Annotated in this window: 14 protein-coding genes and 1 pseudogene; 10 read left to right on the forward strand and 5 right to left on the reverse strand. The window is 32.1% G+C overall.

Translation table 11 applies throughout. From position 1 onward, the window contains the following. Positions 1 to 44: 44 nt before the first annotated feature. From FIA58_RS15770 to mgtE, 3 genes are read left to right on the forward strand one after another with little or no spacing between them, the layout of a single operon-like run. Positions 45 to 335 carry a GIY-YIG nuclease family protein gene (locus FIA58_RS15770; RefSeq protein ID WP_317167919.1) on the forward strand — a complete coding sequence of 97 codons (291 nt, stop codon included), beginning with the start codon at positions 45 to 47 and terminating at the stop codon, positions 333 to 335. A gap of 59 nt (positions 336 to 394) precedes the next feature. Beyond that, a complete protein-coding gene (rsmA, locus tag FIA58_RS15775) occupies positions 395 to 1,171 on the forward strand; it encodes a 16S rRNA (adenine(1518)-N(6)/adenine(1519)-N(6))-dimethyltransferase RsmA (protein ID WP_140963525.1) in 777 nt (258 codons plus the stop codon). Beyond that, the gene (gene mgtE / locus FIA58_RS15780) at positions 1,161 to 2,513 is read left to right on the forward strand and encodes a magnesium transporter (protein ID WP_140963528.1); all 1,353 of its coding nucleotides are present in this window, start codon (positions 1,161 to 1,163) and stop codon (positions 2,511 to 2,513) included. Before rsmA ends, mgtE begins: the two co-directional genes overlap by 11 nt. Here mgtE and FIA58_RS15785 read toward each other — a convergent pair. Beyond that, positions 2,510 to 2,920, reverse strand: a complete 411-nt coding sequence (locus FIA58_RS15785; protein ID WP_140963530.1) for a hypothetical protein — start codon at positions 2,918 to 2,920, stop codon at positions 2,510 to 2,512. The two genes, mgtE and FIA58_RS15785, sit on opposite strands and share 4 nt — an antisense overlap. Positions 2,921 to 3,082: 162 nt before the next feature. On the opposite strand from FIA58_RS15785, the pseudogene FIA58_RS15790 reads away from it, so the two are divergent. Both FIA58_RS15790 and FIA58_RS15800 read left to right on the forward strand, forming a co-directional pair. Continuing rightward, positions 3,083 to 4,027: pseudogene (locus FIA58_RS15790) on the forward strand (2-hydroxyacid dehydrogenase); the annotation flags it as partial. 434 nt (positions 4,028 to 4,461) lie between these two features. Next, entirely contained in the window at positions 4,462 to 4,743 is a 282-nt protein-coding gene (locus FIA58_RS15800; RefSeq protein WP_140963532.1) for a TM2 domain-containing protein, read from the forward strand. 33 nt (positions 4,744 to 4,776) lie between these two features. On the opposite strand, the gene FIA58_RS15805 is transcribed toward FIA58_RS15800, so the two are convergent. Next, on the reverse strand, positions 4,777 to 6,576 hold the full coding sequence (locus tag FIA58_RS15805) for a GNAT family N-acyltransferase (protein ID WP_140963533.1): 1,800 nt from the start codon (positions 6,574 to 6,576) through the stop codon (positions 4,777 to 4,779). A gap of 182 nt (positions 6,577 to 6,758) precedes the next feature. Here FIA58_RS15805 and FIA58_RS15810 point away from each other — a divergent pair, with 182 nt between their 5' ends. The 5 genes from FIA58_RS15810 to FIA58_RS15830 all read left to right on the forward strand — a co-directional run bounded on the left by FIA58_RS15810 (position 6,759) and on the right by FIA58_RS15830 (position 12,048). After that, positions 6,759 to 7,520 carry an exodeoxyribonuclease III gene (locus tag FIA58_RS15810; RefSeq protein WP_140963536.1) on the forward strand — a complete coding sequence of 254 codons (762 nt, stop codon included), beginning with the start codon at positions 6,759 to 6,761 and terminating at the stop codon, positions 7,518 to 7,520. A 168-nt stretch (positions 7,521 to 7,688) separates the two neighbouring features. Next, the gene (locus FIA58_RS15815) at positions 7,689 to 8,654 is read left to right on the forward strand and encodes an OmpA family protein (protein WP_140963538.1); all 966 of its coding nucleotides are present in this window, start codon (positions 7,689 to 7,691) and stop codon (positions 8,652 to 8,654) included. A 148-nt stretch (positions 8,655 to 8,802) separates the two neighbouring features. Beyond that, positions 8,803 to 9,843 carry an aldo/keto reductase gene (locus FIA58_RS15820; RefSeq protein ID WP_140963541.1) on the forward strand — a complete coding sequence of 347 codons (1,041 nt, stop codon included), beginning with the start codon at positions 8,803 to 8,805 and terminating at the stop codon, positions 9,841 to 9,843. 122 nt (positions 9,844 to 9,965) lie between these two features. Continuing rightward, on the forward strand, positions 9,966 to 10,439 hold the full coding sequence (locus FIA58_RS15825) for a T9SS type A sorting domain-containing protein (RefSeq protein ID WP_140963543.1): 474 nt from the start codon (positions 9,966 to 9,968) through the stop codon (positions 10,437 to 10,439). 13 nt (positions 10,440 to 10,452) lie between these two features. Next, positions 10,453 to 12,048, forward strand: coding sequence for a collagen-like domain-containing protein (locus tag FIA58_RS15830; protein WP_208022825.1), 1,596 nt, complete (start codon positions 10,453 to 10,455; stop codon positions 12,046 to 12,048). 367 nt (positions 12,049 to 12,415) lie between these two features. Here the strand turns inward: FIA58_RS15830 and FIA58_RS15835 are convergent, their stop codons facing one another. From FIA58_RS15835 to FIA58_RS15845, 3 genes are all read right to left on the reverse strand, one after another. Continuing rightward, a complete protein-coding gene (locus tag FIA58_RS15835) occupies positions 12,416 to 13,858 on the reverse strand; it encodes a PQQ-dependent sugar dehydrogenase (protein WP_140963546.1) in 1,443 nt (480 codons plus the stop codon). 108 nt (positions 13,859 to 13,966) lie between these two features. Then, positions 13,967 to 15,583 (reverse strand): DUF4139 domain-containing protein, encoded by a 1,617-nt coding sequence (locus FIA58_RS15840; RefSeq protein WP_140963548.1) that lies wholly within the window; start codon positions 15,581 to 15,583, stop codon positions 13,967 to 13,969. Positions 15,584 to 15,651: 68 nt separating this feature from the next. Beyond that, complete coding sequence (locus tag FIA58_RS15845) at positions 15,652 to 16,827, reverse strand: vWA domain-containing protein (RefSeq protein WP_140963551.1); 1,176 nt, start codon at positions 16,825 to 16,827, stop codon at positions 15,652 to 15,654. Positions 16,828 to 16,845 lie beyond the last annotated feature (18 nt).

A 16,845-nucleotide genomic window follows, 5' to 3' on the forward strand; every position in this document is an offset into this window, starting at 1 on the left:
GTCTTTTCCGTGAAAACGGAAAACTTTTAAAAGAAAGGTTATCTGTGAAAACTCATATCTACTATGCTTACATAATGGCAAGTAAAAATAATAAAGTGCTCTATGTAGGTTTTACTAACAATATTATTAGAAGAACAAAAGAACATAAAGATAGAATTAATAAAGGATTTACTTACAGATATAATGTAGACAAACTGGTTTATTATGAAGTTTTTGGATATGTAGAAGATGCTATTTTAAGAGAGAAAAGACTTAAAAAATGGAATAGAGAGTGGAAAATTCAATTAATTGAAGAAAATAATCCTATTTGGGATGATTTATCATTAGATTGGTAGAAAAGTCAAAAATAAATTATAAAAGATTTCCGTTTTCACGGAAATGAAAACAAAGGTAAATGTCAGTAAAAGCAAAAAAACATCTAGGTCAACATTTTCTAACAGATGAAAGTGTAGCCCAAAATATAGCCAATACATTATCTTTTACAGGATACAAGAAAGTATTAGAAATAGGGCCTGGAATGGGCGTACTTACCAAATATCTTTTAGAGAAACCAATAGAAACAAACGTTATTGAAATTGATACAGAATCGGTAACCTATTTGGAAGAAAATTATCCTAAATTACATGGACATATTATTTCAAAAGACTTTTTAAGATATGATTTAAACGAAGTTTTTAACAACGAACAGTTTGCCATTATTGGAAATTTTCCTTACAATATTTCTACTCAAATTGTTTTCAAGACATTGGAAATGAGAAATCAAATTCCAGAGTTTTCAGGTATGTTCCAAAAAGAAGTAGCTCAACGTATTTGTGAAAAAAAAGGGAGTAAAGTATATGGTATTTTATCAGTATTAACCCAGGCTTTTTATGATGCTGAGTATCTTTTTACAGTAGATGAACATGTTTTCGATCCACCTCCAAAAGTAAAATCTGGTGTTTTAAGATTAACGCGTAAGAAAAATTACGAATTACCTTGCGACGAAAAGCTGTTTTTTTCTGTGGTAAAACAAGCGTTTAATCAGCGAAGAAAAACTATGAGAAATAGTCTTAAAAGCATGATAAATTCTGATAATTTAAAAGAAGATAGTATCTTTGACCTGCGTCCGGAACAACTTTCGTACGAACAATTCATTGAACTAACTCAAAAAATAGCTGCCGATGGAGTTTAAAATCAGTAAAGGTCTTTTAGATGAATTAGAACTTCTTATTCAAGAAAATAAGGAGAAAGAAGTATTAGAACTACTTCAAGACATTCACTTTGCTGATATTGCTGAAATCATGGGAGAATTGCAATCTCATGAAGCTATTTATGTTTTTAATGTTTTAGATTCCGAAAAAACAGCAGAAATTCTTCTAGAACTAGATGAAGAAGTTCGTGAAAAAATCCTTCGTAGTTTATCGGCAAAAGAAATTGCAGAAGAAATTGACGAATTAAGTACGGATGATGCAGCCGATATTATTGCTGAATTGCCGCAATCTAGAAAAGAAGAAGTAATCTCTGAACTAGAAGATGTAGAACATGCAAAAGACATCGTTGACTTGTTGCGTTATGACGAAGATTCTGCTGGTGGTTTAATGGCAAAAGAGTTGGTAAAAGTAAATGAAAACTGGAATGTGCTAACTTGTGTGAAAGAAATGCGATCTCAAGCTGAAAATGTATCACGCGTACATTCTATATATGTAGTGGACGATGAAAATCGATTAAAAGGAAGATTATCATTAAAGGACCTTTTAACGACTTCTACAAAAACACCTATTAGCGATGTTTATATCCCAAAAGTAGATTACGTAAAAGTAAATACTGAAAATGTTGAGGTGGCCAGAATCATGCAAAAGTATGACTTGGAAGCTATTCCAGTAGTAGATGAATTAGGAAGATTAGTGGGTAGAATTACCATTGATGATATTGTCGATGTGATAAAGGAAGAAGCAGACAAAGATTACCAATTAGCTGCGGGTATTTCACAAGATGTAGAAGCTGATGATAGTATTTTAGAATTAACCAAAGCGCGTTTGCCATGGTTGGTTTTAGCTTTGTTTGGTGGCTTTATTTCGGTTCGTGTTTTAGGTATTTATGAACCAGCAATGGAAGAACACAGAACTTTGTTTTTCTTTACACCTTTAATTGCTGCAATGGCCGGAAATGTTGGTGTGCAATCTTCTGCAATTATCGTACAAGGTTTGGCAAACAATGCTTTGTCAGGGTCATTGTTAAACAGATTATTAAAAGAACTTTCTTTGAGTTTATTAAATGGGTCTATACTAGCCATCATACTAATGGTAGGAAGTCATTTTTTTCTTGGAATTGATATTAAAACTGGTATTACAGTATCTTTGGCCTTACTTTCTGTTATTATTATGGCTTCCTTAATAGGTACTTTTATTCCTATTGTTCTAGATAAATATGGAGTCGATCCAGCACTTGCTACAGGACCTTTTATTACAACAAGTAACGATATTATGGGAATTATAATATTTTTTACAATTGCAAAAGCGATTTTAGGGTTTTAATTTTTTTTCTCTAAAAGTAAATGATAAAATAAAACACTCCAACATATTAAAAATGGAGATGAACTGATGTAGAAAAGTCTCATGTCAAAAATTGAAGTATTATTTGCTATTAATGCAATTGATAACCAGTAGATAACGAAAAGCAAAGTATTTAACTGAATCAGTTTAATTTTGTATACAACGGTTAAAATAACTGTTGCAATAAACAAAAATAGTGATGGAAGCAATATAAGGGAAACAGTATAGTCTAATTGTGATTTGTTATTATTAATAATAAAATAATAGACATTACTTATTGATAAATAGCCTAAAGATTCTGAACCACCTTTATAACCTGAAAATCTAATACTTAAAAACGAGCATACTGTCAAAAGATTCAGAATTAATACTCTTTTTTTTATGTTCATATTTTTAAAAATTCATCAAATATAACCTTTATTATATTTTTAAATAATAAATAAATTTGCGAATTCGCGGTTTTATATTAAGTTATGCTTTGAATATTTGGAAACTTAATTTCTAAATATTTCGAATCAAAAATATAATTATCTTTATCTTTTTATATTAATATGAAGTCAAACACAATCAAAATTCTACACATCGATTCGAATCATCCTTTACTTTGGAACCAATTAGAAGCTACTGGTTTTCAAAATGAGGCCGATTATTCGTCTTCTAAAGAAGAAATAGAAGCCAAAATTCAAAACTATAATGGAATTGTAATTCGCAGTCGGTTCAAAATAGATAAAAATTTTCTAGATAAAGCTACTAATCTTCAATTCATAGCAAGAGTAGGTGCTGGTTTGGAAAGTATTGACTGTGATTATGCACAAAGCAAAGGTATTCATTTAATTGCTGCTCCAGAAGGTAACAGAAATGCGGTAGCCGAACATGCCTTAGGAATGATTTTGTCTTTATTTAATAACTTGAATAAAGCCAATACAGAAGTAAAATCTGGAAAATGGAATCGTGAAGCAAATCGTGGTCATGAATTGGATGGAAAGACTGTTGGGATTATTGGTTATGGTAATATGGGGAAAGCTTTCGCAAAAAAACTAAGAGGTTTTGATGTACAAGTCTTATGCTATGATATTTTACCCAATGTAGCTGATGCCAACGCGAAACAAGTCACTTTAGAAGAACTCCAACAAAAATCGGATGTCCTAAGTTTACATACTCCTTGGACAACAGTAACAGATAAAATGATAAATACAGCATTCATCAACTCTTTTGCTAAGCCATTTTGGTTGGTTAATACAGCTAGAGGAAAAAGTGTGGTGACTTCGGATGTAGTAGATGCTTTAAAAACGAAGAAAATTCTTGGAGCAGGTTTAGATGTTTTAGAATATGAAAAATTATCCTTTGAAAACCTATTTGAAGAAGAGAAACCGAAGGCCTTTGAGTACTTATTACAAGCAGAAAATGTTTTGTTGTCACCACATATTGCCGGTTGGACTTTTGAGAGTCACGAAAAGTTAGCACAAACAATTGTTGATAAAATAAAAGGAATTTACTTTGAAGAAAATGAAAAAAATGAAGATATTCGTGTCACAGGAATTGGGGGGATATTTTTTAAAACAAATAATCCAAAAGAGGTAAAAGAATGGTATCAAAAACATTTGGGTTTCAATACAGATGAATATGGTGCAACCTTTTGGTGGAAAGACAAAAATGGCAATGATTGTTCTACTCAATGGAGCCCTTTTGCAGAAGAAACGGATTACTTTGAACCTTCAAAAAAAGAGTTCATGCAAAACTTTAGAGTTCATGATCTGGAAGGGCTTTTGAAAAAAATATCAGAAGAAGGTGTAACAATTGTAGGTGATATGCAGACATATGAATATGGAAAGTTTGCTTGGATAATGGATATTGAAGGAAATAAAATTGAACTTTGGGAACCAATAGATAGTGCTTTTAAATAATTAACTAACAAATAAATTAATCAAAAATGGAAACAACTAGACCAACTGAAGACTGGAACCAACCAATACAATCGCAGCCAGAAAACAAAAAAATTGCAGCTGGTGTCTGTGCATTACTAATTGGAGGCTTTGGAGTTCATAAATTTATCTTAGGGTATACAAATGAGGGAATTATTCAAATAATTCTGTCAGTAGTTAGCTGTGGAATTTTAGGAATTATTCCTTTTATTGAAGGAATAATTTATCTAACAAAAAGTGATGAGGAGTTTTATCAAACTTATCAAGTAAATAAAAGAGGGTGGTTTTAAAATCCAAAAAAAGGCTCAATTTTGAGCCTTTTTTTATTTCTTCTTTTCTTCTTTTCGTTCCAGTTCTGCCTGAAATTCTTCCATTACAGGTTTAACTGTGCTTTCTGGTAAATCAGCAATTTTAATATACATTAAACCGTCTACAGCATTATTAAATAAAGGATCAACGTTAAAAGCGACTACTCTTGCATTTTGTTTGATGTATTTTTTAATTAAAACAGGTAAACGCAAATTTCCTGGTTCTACTTCGTCAATAATTTTGTCAAATTTATTTAAATCAGCTTCCGTTTCATTGAAAACGAAATCTTTATCCGCGTCTTTTAATTTTACTTTGTAATCTTTCTTAGGATGAATGTATTGCGCTATATAAGGATCATAATAGTGTGATTTCATAAACTCAATCATCAACGATTTTGAGAATTCTGAGAATTGATTACTAATACTTACACCACCTATTAAAAACTTGTGTTCAGGATGACGTAACGTAGTGTGTACAATACCTTTCCAAAGTAAAAATAAAGGCATTGGTTTTTGTTGGTATTCACTGATAATAAAAGCACGACCCATTTCTATGGATTTACTCATCATATCATATAATTCAGGTTCAAAACGAAATAAATCATGTAGATAAAAACCATCAATACCATACTTTTCATAAATTTCCGAACCTAATCCCATGCGATAAGCACCTGCAATCATTTGGGCATCTTCATCCCATAGAAACATATGGTGGTAATATTTATCATATTTATCTAGATCAATAGACTCATTGGTTCCTTCTCCAACTTCTCTAAAAGTAATCTCTCTTAAACGGCCTATTTCATGAAGTATATTAGGTATTTTATCTGCTGTGATAAGAAATACTTCGTAGTTTTTACTTTGTAATAAACGGCAATCTTGATCTCTTAAAAAAGTAATTTCCTCTAAAATTTGATCATGATTGGCTGGTTTTACAATCTGTTTTGGACTTCTTGGTAACTTTAATGAAGAAGTATTTATTAATTTGCTCTCTTTTTCAAAAGCATTTGAAAGCATGTATGTTTTCTTACGTAAAAATTCTCCATATTCTACGGTAGAAGTAAATTCATTCTGTTCCGCAACAGAAATAGGTTTCCCGATACGTACTTTTATAACCCTCTTTTTTTGAGTTAAAAGTTCGCTAGGTAGTTTAGCTGTTCTTAATGTGTCATTTAATTTAGAAAGAAAGTAAAAAAGCTTACTGTTCTTAGCATGAAAATAGATAGGTACTACAGGGACATTTGCTTTTTTAATTATTTTTATAGCACCTTCTTCCCACGGTTTGTCTACTACTATTTTACCATCTCTATAAGTGGACACTTCACCAGCTGGAAAAATTCCTAGAGGTTTTCCATCTGCTAAATGTTTTAATGTTTCTTTTAGGCCTAATAAACTAGATTTTGCATCCTTATGATTTTCAAAAGGATTAACAGGCATAATATAGGGCTTCATAGGTTCAATTCTATGTAAAAGAAAATTAGCTATAATTTTAAAATTAGGCTCTTTTTCTAGCATTAATTTTAGCAATAAAATGCCATCTATACCACCTAGTGGGTGATTAGAAATAGTTATGTAAGAACCATCTTTAGGTAAACGTTTAAAATCCTCTTCAGGAATTTCAAACTTAATTTGGAATTCGTCTAATATACCGTTTAGAAATACTACATCACTTAAGTGTTTGTTTCTGTCGTATATTTTATTGAGAGTAGAAATCTTGAGTACTTTCATCAGTAACCAGCCTGAAAAAGTTCCTAGAAAACCATACTTATCAGTATTTATAGCCTTGGCTACTTCTTTAGCAGTAACTAATCCCATTTATATTTTGTTTTTGAGCGAAAAACAAAGATAACAATTCTAGGCAATATTGAATAAAAAATTGTTCATTTCGTTAAAAAATCTAAAGTAAAAGAGCTATTTTTTTGAATGTTAATCTCTTATAAATTATTTTTGAAATTAGATAGCTTTTAGTACATTTGATCCATATCTAAAAACACAAAATGAAGATAATTTCCTATAATGTAAATGGTATTAGAGCAGCAATAGCAAAAGGATTTTTAGATTGGTTAGAGCAAGCCAATCCAGATGTTATTTGTCTGCAAGAAATTAAAGCAAACGAAGATCAAATTCCAGTTGAAGAAATCGTAAAAGCGGGTTATTCATATCAATATTATTTTTCAGCACAGAAAAAAGGATATAGTGGTGTGGCTATTTTATCAAAAAAAGAACCTAAAAACGTTGTTTTTGGCACAGGAATTGACCATATGGACTATGAAGGTAGAAATGTAAGAGTAGATTTTGATACTTTATCAGTGATGAGTTTGTATTTGCCGTCTGGTACAAATATTGACCGATTGGATTATAAGTTCAAATATATGGATGATTTTCAAGTATACGTTAATAATTTGAAACAAGAAATTCCAAATCTTGTAATTTGTGGCGATTATAATATTTGTCACGAAGCTATTGACATTCACGATCCTATTAGAAATGCAAAAATATCTGGTTTTTTACCTGAAGAAAGAGCTTGGATTGACAGTTTTATGAAAAATGGTTTTATCGATACGTTTCGACTTTTAAATAAAGAACCACATAATTACAGTTGGTGGAGTTACAGGGCTAATGCTAGAAATAACAATAAAGGATGGAGAATTGACTATTGTTTAGTAGCTGAACCTTTACGAGATAAAATAGAAAGAGCTTTGATTTTGCCAGAAGCGAAACACTCAGATCATTGTCCAGTTTTAGTAGAAATTAATTAGTATTCTCTTTTTTTGGAGCTATTTCCTGCTGTACACTATATCTTTTTTTGCGAGGAACAAAGCAATCTAAAAAGAATCGCTTCGTTCCTCGCAAAAAAAGGATGCCGTTCCCATCAGGGCTAGAAAATGAACCTAATAATAAAAATAAAATAAAAACAAAAATCAATTATGATTAAGAAAATGGCCCTTGCACTTGTAGTTTTAGGAATAACTACTTCATGTGTGTCTAAAAAGATCTATCAAGACTTAGAAAGCAAATATGCAGATCTTAAAAAAGAAAGAAATGCATTAGCTGATGAAAAAGAAGGACTTAAAACACAAAAAAACCAACTAGAGTTAGATAAAAATAACTTGCAAACCGAATTAGATAAAGTAAAATCAGAAAGAGATAAATTAGTTGCAGATTATGCAGCAACTAAGAAAAATTTAGATAATTTAAGAGCGTCTTATGATGCTTTAGAGAAGAATAGTAGTGATGCTTTGGAAAACAACATGAAGAAAAATCGTGAATTGTTGGCAGAATTAGAAGCCAAACAAAAAACGCTTAATGCAGAACAAGATCGCTTAAATAAATTAAAATCAGATTTAGAAGCATCATCAAATCGTTTGGCTGAACTAGAAAAAATGATGTCAGATAAAGATGCAGCGATGAAAAAATTAAAAGAATCTTTATCAAAAGCATTGAATGCCTTTGAAGGAAAAGGGTTAACAGTAGAGCATCGTAATGGGAAAGTATATGTTTCTATGGAAAATAAATTATTGTTTGAATCAGGAAGTTGGACAGTAGGTACCGAAGGTAAAAAAGCGGTTAAAGCAGTAGGTGATGTCTTAGGGCAAAATCCTGAAATTTCAGTTTTAATTGAAGGACACACAGATAACGATAAAATTACTGGAACTATTGGTGGAGGAGTTGAAAACAATTGGGATTTATCTACAAAAAGAGCGACAGCAATCGTAAATATTTTATCAGAAAATAAAGCGATTGATAAAAAGAATTTAACTGCAGCTGGTCGTGGAGAATATGCACCATTGAAATCAAATGATACAGCAGAAGGAAAAGCAAAAAACAGAAGAATTGAAATCATCTTAACTCCAAAATTAGATGAAATTTCTAAATTAATGAACGAGTTATAATAGAACAAAAGTTAAATCAATTATAAATTTCAGAAAACCTGCTTGTAGTATTACCAAGCAGGTTTTTTCTTTTATAGAAAGTCCTTAACTTTACAACTTCGTTAAAATGCATGTTGCATTACCTCAATATATTTTACACACTGAATAAATGAAATACACTACTTTATCTACAACCGATATAAAAATCAGCAAAGTATGTCTAGGAACCATGACTTTTGGAAACCAAAATACAGAAGCTGAAGCACATTCACAATTAGATTATGCAGTTGAAAGAGGAATTAATTTTTTAGATACAGCAGAAATGTATCCTATAGGAGGAAATGAGCACATTTTTGGAAGTACAGAACGTTATATTGGAACTTGGCTGCATAAAATTGGGCAAACCAAAAGAGAAAAATTAGTAGTAGCTACAAAAATTGCTGGTCCAAATAGAGGTATGGAATACATTAGAAAACCACTAGATTTTTCCAAAAAGAGTATCACAGAAGCGGTAGAATTAAGTTTGAAAAACTTACAAACAGATTATATTGATTTGTACCAAATGCACTGGCCAGAACGTATTATGAATATGTTCCAAAAGAGAGGGTTACAAGAATTAGATGCAAACTGGCAGTATTCCATTTTAGAGATTTTACAGATTTTTGATGGATTAATCAAAGAGGGAAAAATAAAAACAATTGGGGTTTCTAATGAAAATCCTTATGGAGTAATGCGTTATTTGGTGGAAAGTGAGAAACATAATTTACCAAAAATTGTTTCCATTCAAAATCCATACTCTTTACTAAATAGATTGTATGAAGTTGGGTTAAGTGAAATGTGTATGAGAGAAAAAGTAGGATTATTAGCTTATTCTCCTTTAGCATTTGGTTTTCTATCAGGAAAGTATTTAGGTGGAATGAAACCTGAATTTCGTATGGCGTTGTTCCCAAATTTTAAAAGATATACTAATGAGAACTGTTATAAAGCAACTCAATTGTACAAAAACCTGGCTGAAGCAAATGGTTTAAAGATTTCCGAAATGGCTTTGGCTTTTGTAAACCAACAAGATTGTGTGACTTCTACTATTATTGGTGCAACCAATTTAAATCAGTTAAAAGAAAATATAGACGCTTTTGAAATTTCATTATCGAAAGATATATTGGCTGAATTAGAAAAAATTCAAGAACAGATTCCTAATCCAGCACCCTAATTTTAACAGTAATTATATTTTTAATGTAAAAAATTTAACATAAACAATTGAAAAGCAGGTATTTATACCTGCTTTTCGTGTTAAAAAAAGGTTAACTTTGAATAACTTTAAATTTATAATTTATGAAAAAAACATTGACTTTATTTATTTTGAACCTTGCGGCCATTAGTTATGGTCAGCAAAATTTTGTGCTTGCTGGAGGACAAGCCACAGGATTGGGAGGATCGGTTAGTTACTCTTATGGGCAAATGTTTTATGAAACCATTAGTGGCTCTAACGGAGAATTGACTCAAGGAGTACAACAAGCAATTGAAATTTATCCTTTATCGATACCGAGTAATACTATTGCTATAAATGTTACTTTGTATCCTAATCCAGCTGTTGCTCAAGTTATGTTGGATTTGAACTTCTCTTATTTTCAAGAAGATATGAAATATGAGATATTTAGTTTAGATGGAAAATTAATTAAAACGGGTTCAATATTATCAAATCAAACAAACATTGATGTTGATATTTTACCAGCAGCAACTTATTTTCTAAATGTTATATCTTCAAATAAAATAATTAAAGCATTTAGACTTATTAAAAATAACTAAACAACTACTCAATATGAAAAATAGAATTTTACTTTTTACATTTTTATTAGTAGGTATGATTGCCTATTCACAATCCCCAGATGGATTTACTTATCAAGGTGTCGTTAGAGATGCAAGTGATGCTTTAGTGACGAACTCTTCAATAGGAATGAGAATTAGTATTTTACAAACTAGTTCATCAGGTACAGCTGTATATGTCGAAACACAAACACCAACATCAAATATCAATGGTTTAGTGACTTTAGAAGTTGGTTCTGGAACTGTAGTTACAGGATCAATAGCGACAATAGATTGGTCTGCAGGTCCATATTTTATAAAAACTGAAGCTGATCCAACTGGAGGAACGAGTTATACAGTTTCTGGTACAAGTCAAATGATGAGTGTTCCTTATGCAATGTATGCAGCTAATTCAGCAGCAGGTCCACAAGGCCCGCAAGGTCCACAAGGTCCAGCCGGTTTAGACGGAGCAACAGGTCCAATGGGTCCACAAGGTCCAGCAGGATTAGACGGAGCAGATGGATTAGACGGAGCAACAGGTCCTATGGGTCCACAAGGTCCAGCAGGATTAGACGGAGCAGATGGATTAGACGGAGCAACAGGTCCTATGGGTCCACAAGGTCCAGCAGGATTAGACGGAGCAGATGGATTAGACGGAGCAACAGGTCCTATGGGTCCACAAGGTCCAGCTGGATTAGACGGAGCAGATGGTTTAGACGGAGCAACAGGTCCAATGGGTCCACAAGGTCCAGCAGGATTAGACGGAGCAGATGGATTAGACGGAGCAACAGGTCCAATGGGTCCACAAGGTCCAGCTGGATTAGACGGAGCAGATGGATTAGACGGAGCAACAGGTCCTATGGGCCCACAAGGTCCAGCTGGATTAGATGGAGCAGATGGTTTAGACGGAGCAACAGGTCCAATGGGTCCACAAGGTCCAGCTGGATTAGACGGTGCAGATGGATTAGATGGAGCAACAGGTCCAGCAGGTCCACAAGGTCCAGCCGGATTAGATGGAGCAGATGGTTTAGACGGAGCAACAGGTCCGCAAGGTCCACAAGGTCCAGCAGGTTTAGACGGAGCAGATGGTTTAGATGGAGCAACAGGTCCACAAGGACCAGCAGGTGTAACAGGACCACAAGGACCAGCTGGAACATATACAGCCGGTACAGGTATTGACATTACAGGTAGTGTAATAAGTGCTACAGGTTCGGGAGCAATGCCAGAATATGCATACGCAAACATCGGAAACGCAAGTGTTTTGGGGGCGCAAACATTAACAGCAGTGGCTCCAGCAGGAACTTATGTAAATGGTGTTGTAATGAATGGCTCATCCATCACATTACATGCAAATAAAATGTACGAAGTATCCGTTGCCTTTTATATATACAATGCAATAGGAGGACATACTTTCAGATTGAAAGACGCAACAAACAATCAATATCTTGCAACTGAACTTTATTTTGGACAAGGTGGCTCTGATGTTTCATACAATATTTCAACAACAAGCTGCTTGATTAAGCCTACAACGGACATCAATTTGGAACTTGAAAAAACACAAGGTACAGATGTCAATTTGATAGGTAAAATGATTGTTAAGGAAATTAAATAATTTTTTAACTTAATTACAAAGAAAGCTGTCCAAAAAGTCAGAAACTTGTTTATTTTGAATTCATTTCAGATTCTAAAACAAATTCATATTGATAAAAAATTTACTTTCTGGGCAGCTTTTTTCGAACTCTTTTTTTTGTCAAATGCATGAAAATTAGATAATTAATTTGTTATATTTAACTCTAGTTTATTTTAATTTGAGTTACAATATTAGAACAATTAAAATAGAATATAGATATTTTTGAAATTTCATTATCTAAAGAAATAGTATTTGAAACAGAAAATATTCAAGAACAAATTCTTAATTGTTTATTAAAAAAATAAAGAACGGATAAGTTTTTTAAAAAATTTATCCGTTTTTTTTTAAGTTATTGAACTACCAACTTGGTTTGATAATTCATATCATTAGTATCTATAATTGAGACATTGTAAATACCTTTGGCAAGAGTAGAGATGTTAATAATATTTGTCTCTCTTACTTTTTTTGTAAGTACTTTTTTTCCTGAAATATCATATATTAAAATACTCTTTGCTGGAATATTATTCGTATTTGATAGTGTAATGGTTTCTTTTGCAGGATTTGGATATATAGAAAAACCACTTTTGTCAAAATCTTCAGTTCTTAATGTTGAATCTGTAATTTTGTAAATAGTGCCATTATTAATTGCAGCAATGTATAATTCTTTGTTCATGTCTTCTCCAAATGAAACAAAATTATTGCCTGGAAAGTTAGAAGAATAAGTCAAACTACCAGTGAAAGTTACCATACCTATTCTAGAATCACAATAATCAGTGAATAGATATTTGCCTAGTAAATTAGGATACATAGTTCCATGATACACATAACCACCTGTAATCGAACAGGCACTTGTATTATGATTGACATCTACTAATGGAAAAGTCAAAGCAGAAGATGCAGGACAACCTGAAGTATTATATGTTGCATTTCCTTCATAACAACGCCATCCATAGTTTAGACCAGCAGGTAATGGAGCATTAGTTTTATTAATTTCTTCATGAACATTTTGTCCTACATCAGCAATCCATAAATTACCAGTAGCACTGTCAAATGAAAATTTCCAAGGATTTCGTAAACCAATCGCCCAAATTTCCTCTTTCCCAGTTTGACCGACATAAGGATTTGTTGCTGGTATAGAATAGAATGGTGCTGTTGTAGTATTTACATCAATACGTAGCATTTTTCCAAGAAAAACTCTAGTAGGGTTACTTCCATCAATAGTTGTGTTTTGAGCGTATCCTTGTGGATCACCACCGCTTCCACCATCACCCATACCAATGTATAAATAACCATCTGGTCCGAATTTTATAGAACCTCCATTATGATTGTCATATGGTTGATTAATTGTCATTAAAATAGTAGCAGAAGAAGGATTGGCAGCATTTGGATTGGCAGCAAATACACTATATCTAGCTATAACAGTGTTTCCTGAATTGTTAGAATAATTGACAAAGAAATAGCCATTGGTAGCATAATCAGGATGAAAAGCAAGGCCTAATAATCCTCTTTCACTGTTAGTGTTTACTAATGAAGTAATGTCTAAAAACGGTGTTGTATTTACCGTTCCATTATCATTTAAGATTTTAATTAAGCCTCCTTTTTCTACAACAAATAGTCGAGAATCTCCAGCATTTGTAATTTCTAAAGGACTTGAAAAACCAGTAGCGAATGATTGTAAACTGATTGTTTGTGCAATTGCAAAAGTGCCATAAAAAAGGAATAAAATGAAGCTCGATAAACCCCATAGTTTTAGATTGCGCCTTTTTGGCGTGTTTTTTTTGTTCGTTTTCATAGTTTGTTTGTTTTTTATTGTTTGTATGTAAAAATAGCGAAAAGATATATAAAACACTAATAATCAAAAGTAAAAACCCTATCTGTGATGATAGGGTTTTTATTGAAATTAAAGATTATCAATTATTTTATCTTTTGGATACCTGACTTTATAGCTTATTCTAAATTTTCTAGTCTCATTAGGTTTTAAATCAATTTTCCATGTTAAAACACCAGTTTCTTCATTGGCTGAAGCCTTATCTTTTTCTAAAAGTTCAATAGTAATCTCTTTATCCGTACTTATAGGATATTGATCTTTTAATAACATAGCAATACTTTCTTTTTTATTATTTCTTACAATAAGATCATACGTGAAAATTTGCTCTTTATAAGAAGATAAAAACTTGGTTCCCGATTTGTCTACTACTTTTTCTCTTTTAATAGAAATCTTTTTATCACGACCCATGCTTAAGTTCAAAGTATCGGAAGTTGCATTTGCATTAATGAATGTTTTACCTACATAAGTACCTTCAAAAATAATATTCGCTTCACCTGGTAATAAATTAAACTTAGAATAATCATTTATTTCAGCTAGTAAGAAAGCTTCTTTTTCTACTTTTGGCACAGCATAATATTTATATGAAGCGGGTAATTTAATTTCTTTTAAGGCTACACTATGTGCTTTTCCATTAGATAAAATGTCATAAGGAATGTCAATGTCAAAGGTTACATTTAACTGGTTTTCAGAAATCGTAGTATAATTTGAAATGCTAGATTCTTGTAATTCCATTACAGGTGCATCTGATCTAATACCAGAAACTTTACTTTGGATAGAGTTTAATGCTAAATTTTCTCTTTTACCATAACCGACAACTGGATAGCCAAAACGCAAAAACCAAGCTTGTAAAATAGGAGCCACATTACTTTGGTTTGGGTTACCACTAGATAAGGTTAATTTTACTTTCTTCCAATCGATTCCTGTATTTTGAGTCACTTGTCCTTTATAAAGCATATCAATTGGACTACTAATATTTTCTGCTCTTAAATCGTAAAAGGGTTGCCAAGAAGCGCCTTGCGTTAAATAATTGATGTCTAAATCTACTGTTCCTGCCAATTCATTCATCACTTGAATAATTAATTTTCCTCTGGAAGTTTTTTCTTCTTTTTGGGTATTGATTTCTAATTTTGAATTCAACTTAGCTAATTGTTCTTTCAACTTGCTTTCTTTTTCGTAAAAAGTATTGACTAGATTACTCAATTCAGTACGCTTTGCATTGTAATAGTCTACTAATTTCATTAATTCGGTCACACTTAAAGCTGCATTTCCACCTGAAATTTGTTGGTTTTTGTCCAATAATTCAATAGTTTTAGAATAGGAAGTACGTTGATTGACCACTTTACTCATTTCTTTGGTCACCCAATCGATGCTATCTCTTACTTTTTTAATCGCTGGATTGCTTTCATCAATTTCATATTCAGAAATATAATTTTTGGTAAACTGAAAAGATAAAACTGTAATGTTCTTTGGTGCATTAATTTGTACCGTACTTTCATTTAAATAATCGGCTACATTTTTAATAACAATTTCGCTCGTTCCTTTTGGCAAAGTAACTGATGTGGATTGCGATAATTCGGCACTGTTGACATAAACTGTTGCTGCATTTACTTTTGCAGTAGTAAAAATGGGTTTCTGCGCAAAAAGTGAAACGGAAATCAGTAAAGTAAATCCTAAAAGTGTTTTTTTCATAATATGCAATTTATATATAGAGTATGAATTTTGTATAAAGGATGGAAATTAAAGTTTAAAATTACCGATTATTTTTCAACCTTGTACCCTTTTGCTTTTCCTAATTCAATTATAGAAGTACTTATCGCATTTCCTAAATCGTCTTGTGTTTTCTCTTTTTTCATTTCCGCTTCTATATACGCTTGACGTTTTTTAGCCAAAACACTTATTTCTTTCTGAATTTTTTCTCTTTCCGCTGCTTTTTTGGCTACATACGCTTTAATTTCTGCTTTATCTTTATTTTGTAATTCTGCGGGTAATTCTTCTTTTCTAATATTGTCGATTGCTTTTTCATCTTCACTTACTTTATCCACTAAATCCCAACTTTCATTTTTATAAACGGCTTTCGATTTACTAACGGAACGCTCTACATAATTGGCTTTTGAAACACTACCAGCATTAGCATCTTGAACTTCTTGATTCATTTTTTTCTCAGCACCTTTTTTTCCATAGCTCACATAGGTTTCATTGATTTTTTGATTTTGTAAGGTAATTTGGTCATCATATGGTGTGTTAATGTATTGCACACGTTCGTTAGAATCGATATTGAAATATTTTCCATTTCCTGTAATGGCTCCATCTTGCCAAAAGGTTCTAATGCCTTCTTCATGATTTCCACAAAAAATAGTGTTTATGTAGATATCTTGTTTTAAAGCATTTTTTACTACTTCTTTGTAATTAATAGGCCCTTGATTGAAGGGTTCATTTCCAGCAATATACACTAGTTTCATGTTTTTGTTTCCGTCTTTCCAACTTAATTTGGTCACGGCATCTTGAATAACAGCTCCACAATATTCTTGACCACCATTGGTGCGAAGTGAGAATAATTTTTCAGAAATCAAATCTAAATCGGTTGTTAACGGTGCTACTTGTCTTATATAATTAGAGGCTGATGATAAACCATCATTCCCATATTCGTACAAGCCTATTTCAATTTCAGGCGTTTTACCTTCATATTTTAAAGTTGTTAACGTATTTACGATATTCCATAAGCGTGATTTCGCTTGTTCGATCAAACCGTCCATACTATTTGAAGTATCTAAAAGAATAGCTACTTGGATTTTATTTTCTGATGTTGGTCTTTCAACAACTTTTTCAATTGGAGTTTCATTTTCTGCAAGCGTTTCTGCTTTGGAATGATTGCAACTTCCAAAAGTCAATGTAGTTGCTAATAATGTGCTGATGTATAGGATTCTAGTTTTCATAATAGTTGTTTTTTTAAA

It is taken from the genome of Flavobacterium jejuense (genome assembly GCF_006491595.2).
In the GTDB taxonomy this organism is placed as follows: domain Bacteria; phylum Bacteroidota; class Bacteroidia; order Flavobacteriales; family Flavobacteriaceae; genus Flavobacterium; species Flavobacterium jejuense.